General features: G+C 57.2%; 15 protein-coding genes and 3 pseudogenes. 11 read left to right on the top strand and 7 right to left on the bottom strand.

Features of this window, described 5'->3' with window-relative positions; genetic code table 11:
- Window positions 1-4: 4 nt before the first annotated feature.
- From ACP3TC_RS23000 to ACP3TC_RS22975, 6 genes and pseudogenes are all read right to left on the bottom strand, one after another.
- Window positions 5-370, bottom strand: a complete 366-nt coding sequence (locus ACP3TC_RS23000; protein ID WP_426818342.1) for an ArsR/SmtB family transcription factor — start codon at window positions 368-370, stop codon at window positions 5-7.
- Window positions 371-625: 255 nt separating this feature from the next.
- Window positions 626-2,733, bottom strand: a pseudogene (locus tag ACP3TC_RS22995) (tyrosine-type recombinase/integrase).
- A complete protein-coding gene (locus ACP3TC_RS22990; protein WP_426818341.1) occupies window positions 2,708-3,721 on the bottom strand; it encodes a tyrosine-type recombinase/integrase in 1,014 nt (337 codons plus the stop codon). The pseudogene ACP3TC_RS22995 and the gene ACP3TC_RS22990 overlap by 26 nt, the downstream one beginning before the upstream one ends.
- A gap of 73 nt (window positions 3,722-3,794) precedes the next feature.
- Window positions 3,795-4,022 (bottom strand): annotated as a pseudogene (locus ACP3TC_RS22985) (DNA polymerase V subunit UmuC); the annotation flags it as partial.
- Complete coding sequence (gene umuD, locus ACP3TC_RS22980) at window positions 4,022-4,444, bottom strand: translesion error-prone DNA polymerase V autoproteolytic subunit (protein WP_426818340.1); 423 nt, start codon at window positions 4,442-4,444, stop codon at window positions 4,022-4,024. The gene umuD and the pseudogene ACP3TC_RS22985, both read right to left, overlap by 1 nt.
- A gap of 179 nt (window positions 4,445-4,623) precedes the next feature.
- A complete protein-coding gene (locus ACP3TC_RS22975; protein WP_426818339.1) occupies window positions 4,624-5,295 on the bottom strand; it encodes an SOS response-associated peptidase family protein in 672 nt (223 codons plus the stop codon).
- A gap of 359 nt (window positions 5,296-5,654) precedes the next feature.
- Between ACP3TC_RS22975 and ACP3TC_RS22970 the strand changes: the two genes are divergently transcribed.
- The 5 genes and pseudogenes from ACP3TC_RS22970 to ACP3TC_RS22950 all read left to right on the top strand — a co-directional run bounded on the left by ACP3TC_RS22970 (window position 5,655) and on the right by ACP3TC_RS22950 (window position 8,727).
- Entirely contained in the window at window positions 5,655-6,332 is a 678-nt protein-coding gene (locus ACP3TC_RS22970; RefSeq protein ID WP_426818338.1) for a DNA methylase, read from the top strand.
- Complete coding sequence (locus ACP3TC_RS22965; protein WP_058610037.1) at window positions 6,332-6,553, top strand: hypothetical protein; 222 nt, start codon at window positions 6,332-6,334, stop codon at window positions 6,551-6,553. The genes ACP3TC_RS22970 and ACP3TC_RS22965 overlap by 1 nt, the downstream gene beginning before the upstream one ends.
- A 10-nt stretch (window positions 6,554-6,563) precedes the next feature.
- A pseudogene (locus ACP3TC_RS22960) lies at window positions 6,564-6,983 on the top strand (DUF1380 family protein).
- Window positions 6,984-7,035: 52 nt separating this feature from the next.
- Window positions 7,036-7,815: a hypothetical protein gene (locus ACP3TC_RS22955; RefSeq protein WP_426818337.1), complete on the top strand. Its 780-nt coding sequence runs from the start codon at window positions 7,036-7,038 to the stop codon at window positions 7,813-7,815.
- Window positions 7,816-8,220: 405 nt separating this feature from the next.
- Complete coding sequence (locus tag ACP3TC_RS22950; protein ID WP_426818336.1) at window positions 8,221-8,727, top strand: antirestriction protein ArdA; 507 nt, start codon at window positions 8,221-8,223, stop codon at window positions 8,725-8,727.
- On the opposite strand, the gene ACP3TC_RS22945 is transcribed toward ACP3TC_RS22950, so the two are convergent.
- Window positions 8,717-9,127: a hypothetical protein gene (locus ACP3TC_RS22945; protein ID WP_426818335.1), complete on the bottom strand. Its 411-nt coding sequence runs from the start codon at window positions 9,125-9,127 to the stop codon at window positions 8,717-8,719. The two genes, ACP3TC_RS22950 and ACP3TC_RS22945, sit on opposite strands and share 11 nt — an antisense overlap.
- A 433-nt stretch (window positions 9,128-9,560) precedes the next feature.
- On the opposite strand from ACP3TC_RS22945, the gene ACP3TC_RS22940 reads away from it, so the two are divergent.
- From ACP3TC_RS22940 to psiB (ACP3TC_RS22915), 6 genes are all read left to right on the top strand, one after another.
- On the top strand, window positions 9,561-9,791 hold the full coding sequence (locus ACP3TC_RS22940; protein WP_103142341.1) for a DUF905 domain-containing protein: 231 nt from the start codon (window positions 9,561-9,563) through the stop codon (window positions 9,789-9,791).
- A gap of 67 nt (window positions 9,792-9,858) precedes the next feature.
- Window positions 9,859-11,868, top strand: coding sequence for a ParB/RepB/Spo0J family partition protein (locus ACP3TC_RS22935; RefSeq protein WP_426818334.1), 2,010 nt, complete (start codon window positions 9,859-9,861; stop codon window positions 11,866-11,868).
- Between the two features lie 42 nt (window positions 11,869-11,910).
- Window positions 11,911-12,342 (top strand): conjugation system SOS inhibitor PsiB, encoded by a 432-nt coding sequence (psiB, locus tag ACP3TC_RS22930; protein ID WP_426818333.1) that lies wholly within the window; start codon window positions 11,911-11,913, stop codon window positions 12,340-12,342.
- Window positions 12,339-13,067, top strand: coding sequence for a plasmid SOS inhibition protein A (locus ACP3TC_RS22925; protein WP_426818332.1), 729 nt, complete (start codon window positions 12,339-12,341; stop codon window positions 13,065-13,067). Before psiB (ACP3TC_RS22930) ends, ACP3TC_RS22925 begins: the two co-directional genes overlap by 4 nt.
- Window positions 13,064-13,387: a theronine dehydrogenase gene (locus tag ACP3TC_RS22920; RefSeq protein ID WP_072271145.1), complete on the top strand. Its 324-nt coding sequence runs from the start codon at window positions 13,064-13,066 to the stop codon at window positions 13,385-13,387. The genes ACP3TC_RS22925 and ACP3TC_RS22920 overlap by 4 nt, the downstream gene beginning before the upstream one ends.
- A gap of 54 nt (window positions 13,388-13,441) precedes the next feature.
- On the top strand, window positions 13,442-13,924 hold the full coding sequence (gene psiB, locus ACP3TC_RS22915; protein ID WP_426818331.1) for a conjugation system SOS inhibitor PsiB: 483 nt from the start codon (window positions 13,442-13,444) through the stop codon (window positions 13,922-13,924).
- Window positions 13,925-13,936 lie beyond the last annotated feature (12 nt).

Here is a 13,936-nt window from a genome sequence, read left to right as displayed (position 1 = left end):
ATGTTCAGACATTGTTTTCAGGCCCTGTTGGCATACCGGTACATTTAGAAAATAATTCGATGGCCTGATCGCAACAACGGCAATGCCCCTGGCAGCAGTCGTGCATCAGGAAAGCCACTAAATCGGCCAGGTCTGTCCAGCAGGCGCTGTAGATAACCGATTTGCCTTCGCGGCGTCCGGAGATAAGGCCGGCGTGCTCAAGCTCTTTCAGGTGAAAGGACACTCTGGAGGGTGATGAGGCGTCGAGAGCAGCAGCAATGTCACCTGCGGACATACCGCCTGCGCCCGCCACAACAAGCATTCTGACAATTTTAAGCCGTGATTCATGCGCCAGTGCCGAAAATCCGGCAAGCGCCCTGGATTGTTCCATTTCGTTTCATCATTTCATGTATTGGTGAATTGAATTGTATGCCAGTTCAGCTCTGGCCACTAACATTTACTCCATCGGGGCTGGCCAGCAGAGGCAGATTTATCATCGGGACAGAGATATGAGGAAAGTATTTTCGTCCCGCAGAAAGCAGATGTGCAAAGGAGGGGGCACGGGAGAGTAAATGAAGTCATGACAGCTCAACAGCATCGCGCCTGAAAACACCCTGCGGGAGGTTTAAGACTGACTTACCGCCACTCACTCCGTTTTTCGGAGAGCTGCCTCCAGTTTTTCTGTATCTGCCTCAACTATCGCTTTTTCATCCGGCGTCAGCGGGACCTCTTCAAGATACTGCTTTATGGACGCTTTGCTCTCCAGTAACAGTCCTCTAGCGCTTTTTTTGGGAAGGTTAAAGTCACAGCCAATGCAGGCCATCCGGTGAGGGCAGCTACTCCAAAAGGATTGGTGCAGTAAGAGTCACCAAGCTCATAATACGTTGCCGGCCCTGTGAGGCTGACTGCTTCGAGGTCATGATCAATCAGCACGCTTATCATGTGCGCAACCCGGTCAGCTTTAACAAAAGAGGCCGCAAGCTGTGTCGGGCGTATGCGAATATAATGCATGGTGGACTGCGGCGAAGAGTGACCTGACCACTGCATCAGCTCGTATAATGACATCCCCTGAGGAACGCTGGCCAGTGCAGTCACGGCCGATGCTCGCCCCCGGTGACTGGTAATGGGACCCCGGCTGTCTTCCTGCGGCATTCCCGATCTGGCACAGAGAACAGGAATAACAGTGCGGTTTATTATGTCTCTTCCCACCAGTTTGCCCCGGTACTGAAATAAAAAACGGACCTTTTCACCGGTGCGCTCATCCGTCAGCGCTGCCTGCTCTTCTGGTCGCTCTGCCAGCCAGATATCGACATACTTTTTCACTGCAGCAGAAACCGGTTTAACAAAGGCTTTAGAGGTCTTGCCAGCTGGCACATTCAGGTAGCAAAGCGTCCCGGCAGGAATAATACTGCCGTCGTCCCGGTTAATATCTTCCGACTGTGGAATGATGCAGCCTGCAGCCAGACGCATTAGCTCATTCTGACGCAGCCCTGCATGCGTCCAGATGATCGCCATAGCCTGGAGCATAGACAGGGGATAATGGATTTCACTCAGCAAATCTTCCTGACGCAGGTTCAGACTGGCCCATACCAGTTTCAGCCAGACCGGATCATCAATAACCCGGGGATTGACGCCCTGACGAAACAGCGGCGTATCAGGCGTCGAGAGATGGCGGGCCGGACTGAATTTAAGCCGTCTCCATCCCCAGTTCTCGTAGTCAATCATAAAGCGGCGAACGGCATACACAAAACCGGCACGGGAGTTTGGCAGCATAGGCTCTCCGGAGCGTACAGATCGGCGGGCTCCTCGTGTCGTGCCCAGCGAAAGTTCATCAACCTTCACTCTTCCGACCGCAGCAATGAAGCTGGCGCAAATCTCCATCGTCCAGTCTGACGGCTCGCGTATTTCCGGGTGCTCCCGGGCGAGCCACAGGCCGCAGCGGAGGATAAAGCTGTACTGACTCTCTCTGGAGCGGGGACGAAGCACTGAGGTTTCCCTCCACCGCCGGCACCATGCTACCCAGGGCTGTGCGATGTTGTCCGTCGGTTTTTCGTGCCATTCCTGGTAATTGCGCATACGAACGGGGCTTTTAATGATGCCCAGTGCGGCAAGCGCATGCGAAACTCTGCCCACTGTCCTTGCGTTCCCGCGATCGTGGTATTTCTGCGCGCGCCACAGGAGATCAGTCGTAAAGCTTTCGAGCTGAGGGTTACTGTTCATCATCATCAGTATGCCCAGCAGGGCTGACAGCTGATTTTTCTGGTTCTTACGTTTGTATCCCAGTGAAACCAGAGTGTCTGTCAGCCGGTTGAGTTCCTGAATAAAAAAAACCTGGCCATAAATAGCACAGGCGTACAGCGACGGCGCACCATGGTGCGGCAGGCTGAACGGCGAGCAAAACGGACCCAGATGAAAGGCAAAAGCCGCAATAAGGGGCCTGCCGGAACGGTGCTGCTGGCACAAAGCCAGCCACATTTGCGATTCCCACAGCCAGCAGGGTTGCCCTGTCCGGTGTATCTCCGCCAGAACGGCAGAAAGGATAATCCTGACCAGTCTGTCACTGGTGCCGCTGCGGTCTGCAATATCCTGAAGAGGCCGCAGTAAAGATGACAGCGGACCCTGCTGGTTCAGAGCAGAGGAGCGTTTGTGCCCGGTACTTAACGCCTCGCGCTCTTCAGTGCTTAATATATCTTTCAGCTGATAATCTGAACGACTGAAAGGGACATAATTATGAATGTCTGTTTCTGCTTTCATCACACTGCCCCGTCTGAAAGATAAGCCCTGCGATCTTCCGGTCGGTTTCAGCGACGGCAGCAGCCATGCGGGCCGCCATATCCGTTCCCGACAGATGAATATAAATTTGTGTGGTGCGTGGATCCCTATGCCCTGCATACGTAGCCAGTTCATGCAGTTTCCATCCGGCCCGCGCCAGGTGTGTCAGCCGGAGGTGACGAAAACTGTGCGTGGTGATGTCTGGCTGATCAGCCTCTGTCGCCCATTTCCGCACGGTTTTACTCCAGCTCCAGAACGAGAGAGGAGCGCCGTAATTACGGTCGGAGGCGGAACGGAACAAAGCACCACCTGACCAGCCTGCCAGCCGTAGCTGCCGAAAATGGTTTGCCAGTACCGGCGTAACATCGGCGCTGTAGCAGACTATTCTTTCCCTTCTGTTTTTTGTCGTCTCTGCGCGGATGCGGACCAGGCGGTGTGCCAGATCAATGTCCTCAAGCTTAAGAGCCGTCAATTCCGTGCGCCGGAGCGCGCCATAATAAGCCAGAGCAAGCATCAGCCGGTCACGCAGAGACGCGGCAGAAACGTGCTTCAGAAACCTGAGCCACTGCCCGTCATCAGGAATAACGGGGAGGCGGGTGATACGAGGGACCAGGCCACGCCCGGTGTAACTGGCACCAGGCAAACCTGAACGGGGTAACGGATTGAGACTGCATATATCCTGGAAAATCAGAAAGTCATACCAGAGGCGAAGAGCTGAAATGCGCAGCTGGAGTGTGGCGCTGGCAACGGAAGACGGCATATCAGGGAGCTGAGGGCGGATATATGCTGCCAAGTCCTCAAAGGAAGCCCTTTCAGGAGCAATAGCGTGTGTTTCACAGAAGGCCCAAAAATGCGTCAGGGCACTTCGATAGGCTTTGATAGTTGCGCTGGCTCTTCCTAAATTCGAAAGAATTTTAAGCCATTGCTCAATCAGGAGAAGTGCAGATGTGGAATGCATGGTGGTGTTCATGGCCTTCCTCTTTCAGTTCATAACAACTGATTAAAGTTTATACCGAAGATGTTGCATTCCACTTAACTTACTAGAGCTCGTAATTGCTCGAGAACGTGATGACCGGCTCCGGGAATTGTGCCGTCTTCAGCTGGAACCAGGGAACGCCCATTTTAATACCCAGCCGTTTCGCTTCGGCACTGCGCGCGATGACGCAACCATCATTGTTACTGAGCACCACAACGGGCCTGTTACGCAGGTCCGGACGAAATACTTTCTCACAGCTGGCGTAGAAGCTGTTGACGTCAGCCAAAGCGAACATCAATTCGTACCCCGCGTCTTATGTATGAATGCCATCACCACGCCGAATATCTGCAGTTCCTCTGGGTAGAGGGTGGGGTAGGCAGGATTCATCGGCAGCAGGGCGATACGGGGTTTAAGCTGCAGGCGTTTAACGGTGAACTCGCCATCTGTTTCCGCGATGACAATATCCCCCTGCATGGGTTTTTCAGCTTTGTCGACAACCATTAAATCGCCGGAGTGCAGGCCCATATCTTTCATCGAGTCGCCAATGGCCCGGACAAAGTAGGTCGCGCTGGGGCGACGGATACAGTAGGCATTCAGATCCAGTTCATCTTCGGTATAGTCCGCGGCCGGTGACGGAAAACCTGCCGGACAGCGCTCTGTGAAAAGTGGTGCGGTGGACAGTGCTGGTTCAAATGCGGGAGTGACAAAAAGGATCATGGTATACCTCTTAAAATACCTGTTTTTATATACAGTATTATTTAAGATATTTCCCGTCCTGCAAGGAGAATTTTACCTGCTCCTGCCAGGTTATTGTTCTGCCGAATAAAACAGGCTCTGGGTTATCCACAGAAACGGTGCATAACCCTGTGAGTGGATGCCGGGTATCTCACCGTCTGCTAAGCCAGTGGCTCTATGAGTTCCCGGCCCTGGTTCCCGGGATTGCCAACAGCCCGGCTGACGGGGTGCCATGTGAAATCTTCGGCGGTAAGACTGCCCTCACGGGCAATGTCTTCCGCCTCTTTACCGGTTGTGTTTTCACTGAGCCATTTACGTGCGGCATCCGGTGAATACACGAGCGGTCGCCGATCGTGAATATCCAGCAGTCCTTCATCCGCAGCTGCCGTGACGATCAGGAATCCTTCCTGGTCATTGCCATCCTCAAAAGGAGGTTTCCTGATGGCAGCGAGCAGGAGTGGATTTCCGTCCTTACGGTAAATGAAAAACGGCTGTTTCACGCCGTTTTGCTGTTTCCACTCAAACCAGCCGTCAGCAAAAACAATGGCCCGTCCGTGCTCCCAGAGTGGCCTGAACATCCGGCTGCCGGCCGCAGTTTCACTTCTGGCGTTGATGAGAGCGGGCTTGTTCCACCACTCCGGTGCATAACCCCAGTGAACAGGATCAAGATGCAGCTGCGAGCGGCGTTCACTCAGCAGTAATACACGGGTTCCGGGCGCAACGTTGTAGCGGCCGACGGGCTCCGGATCATACGGGATGTCCCGCTCTGCTTCTTCTCCGAGAAAGGCCAGGTACCCCTCGCGGGAGTTGTACTGCGTAAACCGACCGCACATTATCGTTTCTCCGGTGTAGATTTCGCATGCGAAATCTGTGTTTTCATCAGTTCAGAACATAGGCCGTTTTTCAGGTTCCTGCCATCGTGTGGCCGCCGTGCCGCTACTGTAGCCGGGCCGCTTCGAATGCAAGGGTTCGCTCTGCCGGTGTCCTCACCCGGTCGCAGTTTATTTCAAAGGCTTTACCCGCTGTCTTTCCGTCGTTTTCCGTCTCAATTTTCGCCGTCAAACCGTCCAGCCAGCGTCTGCTTTTTTACTGCGCTGCGGCTTGCGGCACCGCCCCTGCATTCTCCGTTTTTCGCCCGGCTGTCGTATCGGCACGGCGTAACTGGCGCCGCATTTGAGAAAGGAGAACTACCATGTCCAGATTTATCCAGGGTAATTGCGTTCATATCATGTCCGGCTTTCCGGATAATGCTGTAGATTTCATTCTGACCGACCCGCCATATCTCGTCGGGTTTCGCGATCGTTCCGGGCGCTCAATTGCAGGAGACGTCACCGACGAATGGCTCCAGCCAGCCAGTAATGAAATGTACCGCGTGCTTAAAAAAGACGCGCTGATGGTCAGTTTTTACGGATGGAACCGCGTCGATCGCTTTATGGCTGCGTGGAAACAGGCCGGGTTCAGTGTTGTTGGTCATCTGGTTTTCCCTAAAACCTACACATCGAAGGCCGCATATGTGGGCTACCGCCACGAATGCGCCTACATCCTTGCAAAAGGCCGTCCGCCCCTGCCGCAAAACCCGTTGAATGACGTGATTGCGTGGAAATATTCAGGCAACCGGCATCACCCTACCGAAAAACCCGTAACCAGCCTGCAACCGCTGATTGAGTCCTTCACACATCCCGGCGCGATTGTGCTCGACCCCTTTGCCGGCAGTGGCTCCACCTGCGTGGCCGCCCTCCAGGCTGGCCGTCGTTACATCGGTATTGAATTGCTTGAGCAGTATCACCGGGCCGGACAGCAGCGTCTGGCCGCCGTCCGGCGCGCCATGCAGTACCCGGCCGCTAACGACGAGCTCCCGGAGGCCGCGTAATGAACTATGCAGGACACGAAAAACTCCGCGCAGAAGTGGCGGAAATCGCCAACAGCATGTGTGACCTGCGGGCGACGCTGAACGGGATGGAGCACCGCTATCGCTTTGACTCCGATGTGCTGGCCGAACGCCTGACCCGTCAGACCCTTTTTCGCATCAATGCCCTGTTTATGGCGGCATACAACGAAATTCTTGAGCTGGATGCCTGCTTTAAGGACTGAGGAGAAAAATATGTACGGAACCTGTGAAACCCTCTGCCGGTTGTTGCGTGAGCAGTATCCCGCAGAAATCCCGCTGAACCTCATTGTCTAGTCCCCGGCGGATATCGAAGCGCTGGCCGACGGAATGGAATATGCCGTTTCGGAGCAGGACACAAGGGCGGTACTGGCGCGTATGGACGCCATTCCGGAGGAACAACGGCTTGAGTCGGGCGTGTCTGCCGGTGCGGTGATGGATCTGATTGAACAGGTGAAAGAGGCAGTTACGGCGGTGATGGTGCCGGCGGATCTGCTTGAAACCCTGCTGACCACTGCCGAACAGGCGTTATGGCACAGGGAATGGACCGCCCGTGACAGCAATCATCCGGTCCCGGAAAGCGTTACCCGCCGCCTGGCTGATGCGGCGAAAGTTCGCGCATTACTGAAAAAATGAAATCAACACGCCGCCCGGGCGGCGTGTACTGACCCCGTTCAGAGGACCCATTATGCAGGAAACCACCACGTTAAACGCCCTTGTGATGCGCCGTGCGCGCGATTTGATTGCTGATTATGGATGGCCTGACCATACCGATGTTGATCAACGTGATCCGGTCAATAAACCGGGCTGGATAAGCATTTATGTCCGTCTGGATGCGGCAAATATTGTTCATCTGCTGCCTTTGCTTTATAGCGGTGACGTGCCCGCAGAGCTGCAAAGTGCCATGACAAAAATAGCCGGGACGCCAGCGCAGATTATCTTATCCGGCAGCCGCTATGCCGACGCGCCGCAGCTTCCGGAGGACGGAACACAGATAGCGTTCCCCTGGGCCGGGGAATGGCTGACGGAGCCGGAGATTCAGGCTGTAACGGATTGCCTGTCCCGCGCCGTGCGGGATGTCTCACGGCAGGTATGGGAGGATGCGCGCCGGATAAAGGCGGCGCTGACCACGCGCGGGGAAACGCTGTTTTATCGCCAGACCCGAAATTTCCGTCTGGTTGTGAAGGAAAATGATGTGCCCTGCTGGCTGGACGATGATGACAATTTGCCGGTGGTGCTCGATGCCATCCTGAACAAAGGGGCACGCTACAGCAGCGTCGAGTTCTTTGTTATCAGCGACAAAGTTGATCAAATCCTGGCATGTGGCCAGATGTGCGATGTGCTGCGTATTCCGGGCGAGCCTCCGCGCCGGTGGATGGATTTAACCCTGTTACATGAGGTCATGGCAGAAGCGCGTGCAGAAATCAGTCTTGTCCGCAATGCCCTGTCAGCAATCCGGCCAGTGTAGCGAACAGCAGGGGGCGGCGGCCCCCTGAATCAACATCGAAGGATAAGGATGTCGCCGGCTCCGCTTTTACGGCTCTTCCTCCACGTTGTTCCGGCTTCGCTGTGAGTAACGTCCCGTGCGGCCTGCGGCTTACGCCGTGCCTCTACTATAGCCGGGCCGCGGCTGATGCAAGGGAAGCGTAAACGCCGTCACCTTCACCCGGTCGCAGTTTATTTCATACGTTATCCGCCGTCTTCCCGTTGTCTTCCGGCTCAAATTTCGCCGTCAAACCGTCCAGCCTGCTCCTGCTTTTTTTATTGCGCTGCGGCTTCGGTGACGCCCTTGCATCCTCCGCTTTTCGCCCGGCTGTCGTGTCGGCACGGCGTAAGCCGGAACTCAGACGACATCGACTATGGAGGATTTTTTATGAGCACTACGACCACCACACCGGCTGTTTACGTGGGTACGTATCACAAATACAACTGCGGCAGCATTTTCGGCAAATGGTTTGACCTGACGGAGTTTGACGGCAGGGAGGATTTTTACGAGGCCTGTCAGGCACTGCATGCCGATGAATGGGATGCCGAGTTTATGTTCCAGGACTGGGAAGGCATTCCGTCGCAGTTCGTCTCTGAATGCTCCATTGACTGGGATTTTATCGCCGCTTACAAACGCGCCGAAGAAGAGGGCAGGGAAGCCGCTTTTATCGCCTGGGCGGAATATACCGGCGAATGTGACTATGACGCGTTTGATGATGCGTACCGCGGCGAGGCGGAAAGCGAGGAAGACTATGCGCGGGAGATGGTGGAGGACAACGGCCTGTTAAATGAGGTGCCGGAGCCGTTGCGCAGCTATTTCGATTTTGAAGCCTGGGCGCGTGACCTGTTTAGCAGCGGTTATGTATTCCATGACGGCCACGTCTTCAGCAACTGATTTTCCCCGGCAGGCGGTTTAGCCGACTGTCAGCCCGCGCGCTAAACCCTGGCAGGCTCTGCCTGCTGGCGAAGTTCGCCGCGCCTGCGGCGGCGCGCATCTCCGCCAGTGCCTGATGCTCCTGTGGTGCCAGGGTATGAATATTGGTGTGCTGCAGCGGGTCGGCGATATTTCTGTTCTGGCGATAATGCCTGCGTTGCTGTTGCTGTTGCTGTTGCTGTTGCTGTTGCTGTTGCTGTTGCTGTTGCCAATAGTGGCCATACCGGTGGCGTACTGGCTGATATAGCTGTTCTGTCGGTTTTTCTTCCTGTTGTGTCTGCCTGTGGGCGACTTCCCTGGCGGGAACCGGCGCTGTCGTAAACGGAGCCAGTAAACCGTCTCCGCCCTGCCGGGCTTCCATCGTACTGTCGCAGGTTCAACATCACGCTTGCGGCATCCGTTAACGGATGCGCCGCTCTCACCAGCCCGGCGGTAATGCTGCCGGGCCTCTTCGGGGCAACGCCGTTTCGCGCCCGCGCGTTCCGTCGTTGCGGCGGGTTCCTGCTCATTCCCTGCCTGGTTTTTTCACCCTTTTGAGTCCTTTCGCCGGGGCTGAGACAAGCACAGCCGCTGTCAGCTGTCCAGGGTAAATGGCACGCGGTAAACCGCGCCCCGGACATCCGCCATCGCCCGCGCTGGTTTACGCCCCTGCGGCGAACGGCTCTCAAACGGGTGAAGGTAACAACCAGCGGGGGCGTTCAGCAGGTCCCCGCAAAACGTCAAAACCGCGGCCCCGGCAACTCAACGGGTGATGGTTTTTTAAAAAGCAAAACAGATTCAGAAGGAGGAGCTACATGAGCGAGGCGCTGGCGGTTTTACCCGACGACACCTTTACCCGCGAACAGGCTGAGGCCGTTGCGGCGCAGTACACCAACGTGGCGATAGAGGACGATCAGGGGGCGCATTTTCGCCTGGTTGTCCGTAAGGACGGTGAAATGGTCTGGCGCACGTGGAACTTTGAGCCGGGCGGCACGTACTGGCTCAACCGTTATATCGCGGACTACGGTATCCGCAAGCCGCAGTAAGAAGGTGCCCTGCCGGAGTGGGCAACTCCGCAGGGCCGGACAATCATCAATCAGTGAGGTATTAACTATGTCAGTAACCGATGTTAAAGCAAAAGCACCCAAAAAAGCGAGCAGCAAAAAAATCACGAAGGCGCAGGAAGAAGCCCTGAAAGCCGCCCTTGAGGCCGCTGTCATCGAGTATGTTCCGCTGCCCAGTCTCGCTAAATCCCCGCTGAACGTGCGCACTATCCCGTATTCCGTGGACAGCGTTCGCGGTCTGGCTGACTCCATCGAGGCGCTCGGACTGCTGCAGAACCTGATTGTTCACACCCTCGCGGACGGACAATCCGGCGTGGCCGCAGGTGGCCGCCGACTTACTGCCCTGAATCTGCTGGCGCAGGAAGACCGTCTTGCGGCCGATCATACCGTCATGGTGAAACGCGTCTCAGACGACATTGCTGCCCTTGCCTCCATTGCTGAGAACGAGCAGCGTGCTGCCATGCATCCGGCAGAGCAGATTGCGGGTTTCCGCACCTTAGCAGAGCAGGGTAAAAGCCCCGCACAGATTGGCGATGCGCTCGGCTTCGGCTCCCGCCACGTGCAGCGCATGCTGAAGCTGGCAAACCTCGCCCCCTCCCTGATGGTGAAGCTTGCACAGGACGAACTGACTGTTGAGCAGTGTCAGGCGCTCTGTCTCGAGGACGATCCTGCCCGTCAGGTCGAGGTATTCGAAAACGTGAAGGCCAGCTGGTCAAACGCGCCCGCACACCTGATTAAACGCGCCATTACTGAAACCGAGATGCGCACCGACAACACCAAATTCCGGTTTATCGGGCGCGAAGCGTATGAGGCGGCAGGGGGTTACGTTCGTGAAGATCTGTTCAGCCAGGACGACGGCGACGGCACGGCAGACAGCGTGCTGGTTGAGCGTCTGGTGCAGGAGAAGCTGGAGCGTATCGCTCTGGACATTCAGCAGCGTGAAGGCTGGGCATGGAGTCGCGGACGCGCAGCCCGCATCTGGTACCACGGCGAAGACGGTAAGGAGTTCGTGCAGCCTGTTGAACCCGATCCGGTGTATACCCATGAACAACAGCAGCGTCTTGATGCGCTGCGGGAGCAGTACGACACATATGACAGCGTTTGCGACGAGTCGGATGCGATCGAAGCGGACATCCTCGCCATTCAGGCGGCGGCAGAAGTCAGCGCGTGGACTGACGACATGAAGTCAGGCGCGGGGGTGATGGTCAGCCTGTACGAAGGACAGGTGTACGTGCAGCGCGGAGTTCGCCTGAAAGCAGATATGCCGGAAGAAACCGAAACCAGCAGCGTAACGGTGCCGTTCACCTCACGCCAGCCCGACGCCACAGAGGGGATCAGCGTTCCGCTGCTCACGAAAATGACCTCCGAGCGTACGCTGGCAGTCCAGGCGGCGCTGATGCAGCAGCCCGAAAAGGCGGTGGCGCTGATGGTCTGGCGCATGTGTACCTGCGTCTTCTCGGGCTGTCTGACCACGGCGCACCCGTTCCGTATCAGCCTCACCGTGTCTCACGGCAGCCTGACGGAGAACGCCCCGTCCGGTAAGGATGGCGCAGCGTTTGAGATGCTCATGACCGAACAGGCAAGGCTGAAAGCCCTGCTGCCGGAAGGGTGGGAGAAGGACTTCACCACCTTCTTTGCCCTTGACGGCGGGGTGTTGATGTCGCTGATGGCCTTCTGCACGGCCTGTTCCGTTGACGGGGTACAGACCCGCGACATGGGGCACACCTCCCGCAGTACCCTCGATACGGTCGAGGCGGCAATCGGGTTCCATCTGCGCGACTGGTGGCAGCCGACGAAGGGCAACTACTTCGGTAGCCTGAAACATCCGCAGATTGTCGCCTCCCTGAAGGAGGCGGGGCTGACGGGCGCGGCGGGTGACGCGGAGAAGATGAAGAAGGGCGACGCAGCAGCGCATGCGGAGCACTTCATGCAGCACACCCGCTGGGTTCCGGCATGGCTGAAAGGACCGGAGCCTGCGGCTGAATCCGGTGCTGACGACGCTGTTTCAGATACCGACAGCACTGACAACGACACCACCAACACGGCACACGCCGCCTGATAACGGAGCGCCGCCCTGCGGGGCGGCGATAAGGAGATACCCATGCGCACTGTTCTGACCCCCGATGTACTGAAAACGATGTCCTGTGATGAGTTTGAGGACTGGCGTGACAGCGGCGAAGACTTCCGCCGCGAACTGACCCACGCCGTCATGCGTGACCTGTCCTGCCCTGAAAACTGGGATGTGAACGGCGAGTACCGCAGCGAGTTCGGCGGCTTCTTCCCCGTGCAGGTGCGCTTTACGCCCCCGCACGGCAACTACCATATTGCCGTGTGCAGTCCGGGTGCCATCAGTCCGGCGTGGATGGTGGTGTTCGTTCCCGCCAGCGGTCGCCCGTTCTCCGTTATTCGTACCCTGAGCGGCTACCAGCCTGAGCTTGTCAGCCACACCGTCAGCCTGACCGCGCGTCTCGATGCGGACGGATACAGTCAGGCCAGCATCATCAGCATTCTGGCAGCGGAGGGCGCGGTATGATCCCTTCACATCTCTCTCTGGTTCCCTTCAGCCCAGAGCGACGCGCCGCGATGGAAGCCATCGCTGAGGTTGAACGCCGGCGGTCGCGCGGCGCGGTGTCCACGATGTATCCGTATGCCAGCGCCTTTTTCCGGCGGCTCACGGGCAGCACGCGCATCTCACTCAGGGAAATCCATCATTTTGCGCCGGTGCTGACGGCGCGGGAGCTGCGGGGCAGCAGGGACAGCTGGCTCATTGCCATCGATGCGCTGATTGAAAGTCGCGGGACGCGTTGCTGGCTGCCGCTTCCTGTCGGTGCGGGTCAGCGCCTCTTTCCGGAGGTGGCCTTTCAGCAGACCGAGCGGGTTCGCTGTCAGGACGCCCTGCGGGATGAAAAATACACCCGCCAGCGCCGTAAGGAACAGTGTCAGCGTGAGCGGGCGTACCAGGCGCTGGCGGGGCAGGCGGAGATTGAGCTGGCATTCCATACGCCGGAAACGGTCAGCAGCTGGAGCGCTCGCTGGTCGGGGACTGAACTGCGCCAGTACGACCTGGAGGAGATGTTCTGGCGCTGGAGCGAGCGTTTCCCGTCACTGGCGCCAGTGGAGCGCTGGATGACGGAGAGCCAGCCTTTCTGGACGGTGATGGCTGAAACGGATGCGCTGGCGCGGGAAAGCACTGAGTCTGTCAGGCAGCTGGAGCGCTGGATGGTCCCCAACAAGCTGACCGCGCGGAGTCAGGTATGAAGTGGCGTTACTCGCTGCGCTGGAAGCGTCCCGGTCCCTGTCCCGGTGAACCTGAACTGGCGTCAGAAGTGGTGGAGGCAGGGAAGCCCGCCCCTGAGTCCGTGATGTCACTGTGGGTGGCCGGAGCCGGATATGCTGTCTGCGTTGATTTTCTGTGTGACAGACAGATCAGACGCTGGACCGACGAGCGTAAGGCTGCCACCCGCCGACGGAATCTGGCGCGTCGTGTTAACAGAATTGCGCCGCTGTTTGCTGATGAACTCATCGGGCGGGAACTTGCGGCGCGACCGGACTATTATCGAGGGAAGTCTCACCGTTGAGTTTTGTTATTATCCCCTGGAAATCTTCAGGGCTGCAGGAGCCGGAGAGCAGTCGTGGTCTGCAGCCATAAAAGGAGGCTGATTCTGAATAAAGGACTGACATTATCGGCGCTGGTTGCCATGACGCCGGAGGATTATGAGCAGTTTCGCTCTGATGGCTGGTCTTCTCGTAAGGTGCTGACGCAGGCCGTGCTGCGGGAGTTGCTTTTGCCGGAGGGCTGGGTGGTTGCACCCGAAAATCACACTGAATACGGTGGCGTATGGCCCGTTAGCCTGCGGTATGTTCCACCGCATGGCAGACACTGGTTCATGCTGACCAGCCCCGGCGAAGTCTGTGACCACTGGATGCTGTTGCTTCAGTCAGCCAGCGGACAGCGGATTAAATGTCTGCTCAGAATGCCGGTACTGGATACCTTTCTGATAAACAGCCTGCTGCTGCGGGCTGATGTGCTGGATAAAAAACGGTACACGCTGGCGGGGCTGGCTAATGAACTGGCTGGCATCACCGTTACGGCAATATCCGGGCGTCGTCCCTGACGGGACACGGCT

Source organism: Winslowiella sp. 2C04 (genome assembly GCF_050037805.1).
Lineage (GTDB): Bacteria > Pseudomonadota > Gammaproteobacteria > Enterobacterales > Enterobacteriaceae > Erwinia > Erwinia toletana_A.
This window is presented reverse-complemented; position numbering and strand designations above follow the sequence as displayed.

Bases quoted from the DNA above. Each gene is read 5' to 3' on its own strand.
- ACP3TC_RS22920 (WP_072271145.1), top strand. From the start codon at position 13,064: ATGAAGTGGCGTTACTCGCTGCGCTGGAAGCGTCCCGGTCCCTGTCCC.
- ACP3TC_RS22950 (WP_426818336.1), top strand. From the start codon at position 8,221: ATGAGCACTACGACCACCACACCGGCTGTTTACGTGGGTACGTATCAC.
- ACP3TC_RS22925 (WP_426818332.1), top strand. From the start codon at position 12,339: ATGATCCCTTCACATCTCTCTCTGGTTCCCTTCAGCCCAGAGCGACGC.
- ACP3TC_RS22970 (WP_426818338.1), top strand. From the start codon at position 5,655: ATGTCCAGATTTATCCAGGGTAATTGCGTTCATATCATGTCCGGCTTT.
- ACP3TC_RS22945 (WP_426818335.1), bottom strand. From the start codon at position 9,127: ATGGAAGCCCGGCAGGGCGGAGACGGTTTACTGGCTCCGTTTACGACA.
- ACP3TC_RS22940 (WP_103142341.1), top strand. From the start codon at position 9,561: ATGAGCGAGGCGCTGGCGGTTTTACCCGACGACACCTTTACCCGCGAA.
- ACP3TC_RS22955 (WP_426818337.1), top strand. From the start codon at position 7,036: ATGCAGGAAACCACCACGTTAAACGCCCTTGTGATGCGCCGTGCGCGC.
- ACP3TC_RS22975 (WP_426818339.1), bottom strand. From the start codon at position 5,295: ATGTGCGGTCGGTTTACGCAGTACAACTCCCGCGAGGGGTACCTGGCC.
- ACP3TC_RS22965 (WP_058610037.1), top strand. From the start codon at position 6,332: ATGAACTATGCAGGACACGAAAAACTCCGCGCAGAAGTGGCGGAAATC.
- psiB (WP_426818333.1), top strand. From the start codon at position 11,911: ATGCGCACTGTTCTGACCCCCGATGTACTGAAAACGATGTCCTGTGAT.
- ACP3TC_RS23000 (WP_426818342.1), bottom strand. From the start codon at position 370: ATGGAACAATCCAGGGCGCTTGCCGGATTTTCGGCACTGGCGCATGAA.
- umuD (WP_426818340.1), bottom strand. From the start codon at position 4,444: ATGATCCTTTTTGTCACTCCCGCATTTGAACCAGCACTGTCCACCGCA.
- ACP3TC_RS22935 (WP_426818334.1), top strand. From the start codon at position 9,859: ATGTCAGTAACCGATGTTAAAGCAAAAGCACCCAAAAAAGCGAGCAGC.
- ACP3TC_RS22990 (WP_426818341.1), bottom strand. From the start codon at position 3,721: ATGAACACCACCATGCATTCCACATCTGCACTTCTCCTGATTGAGCAA.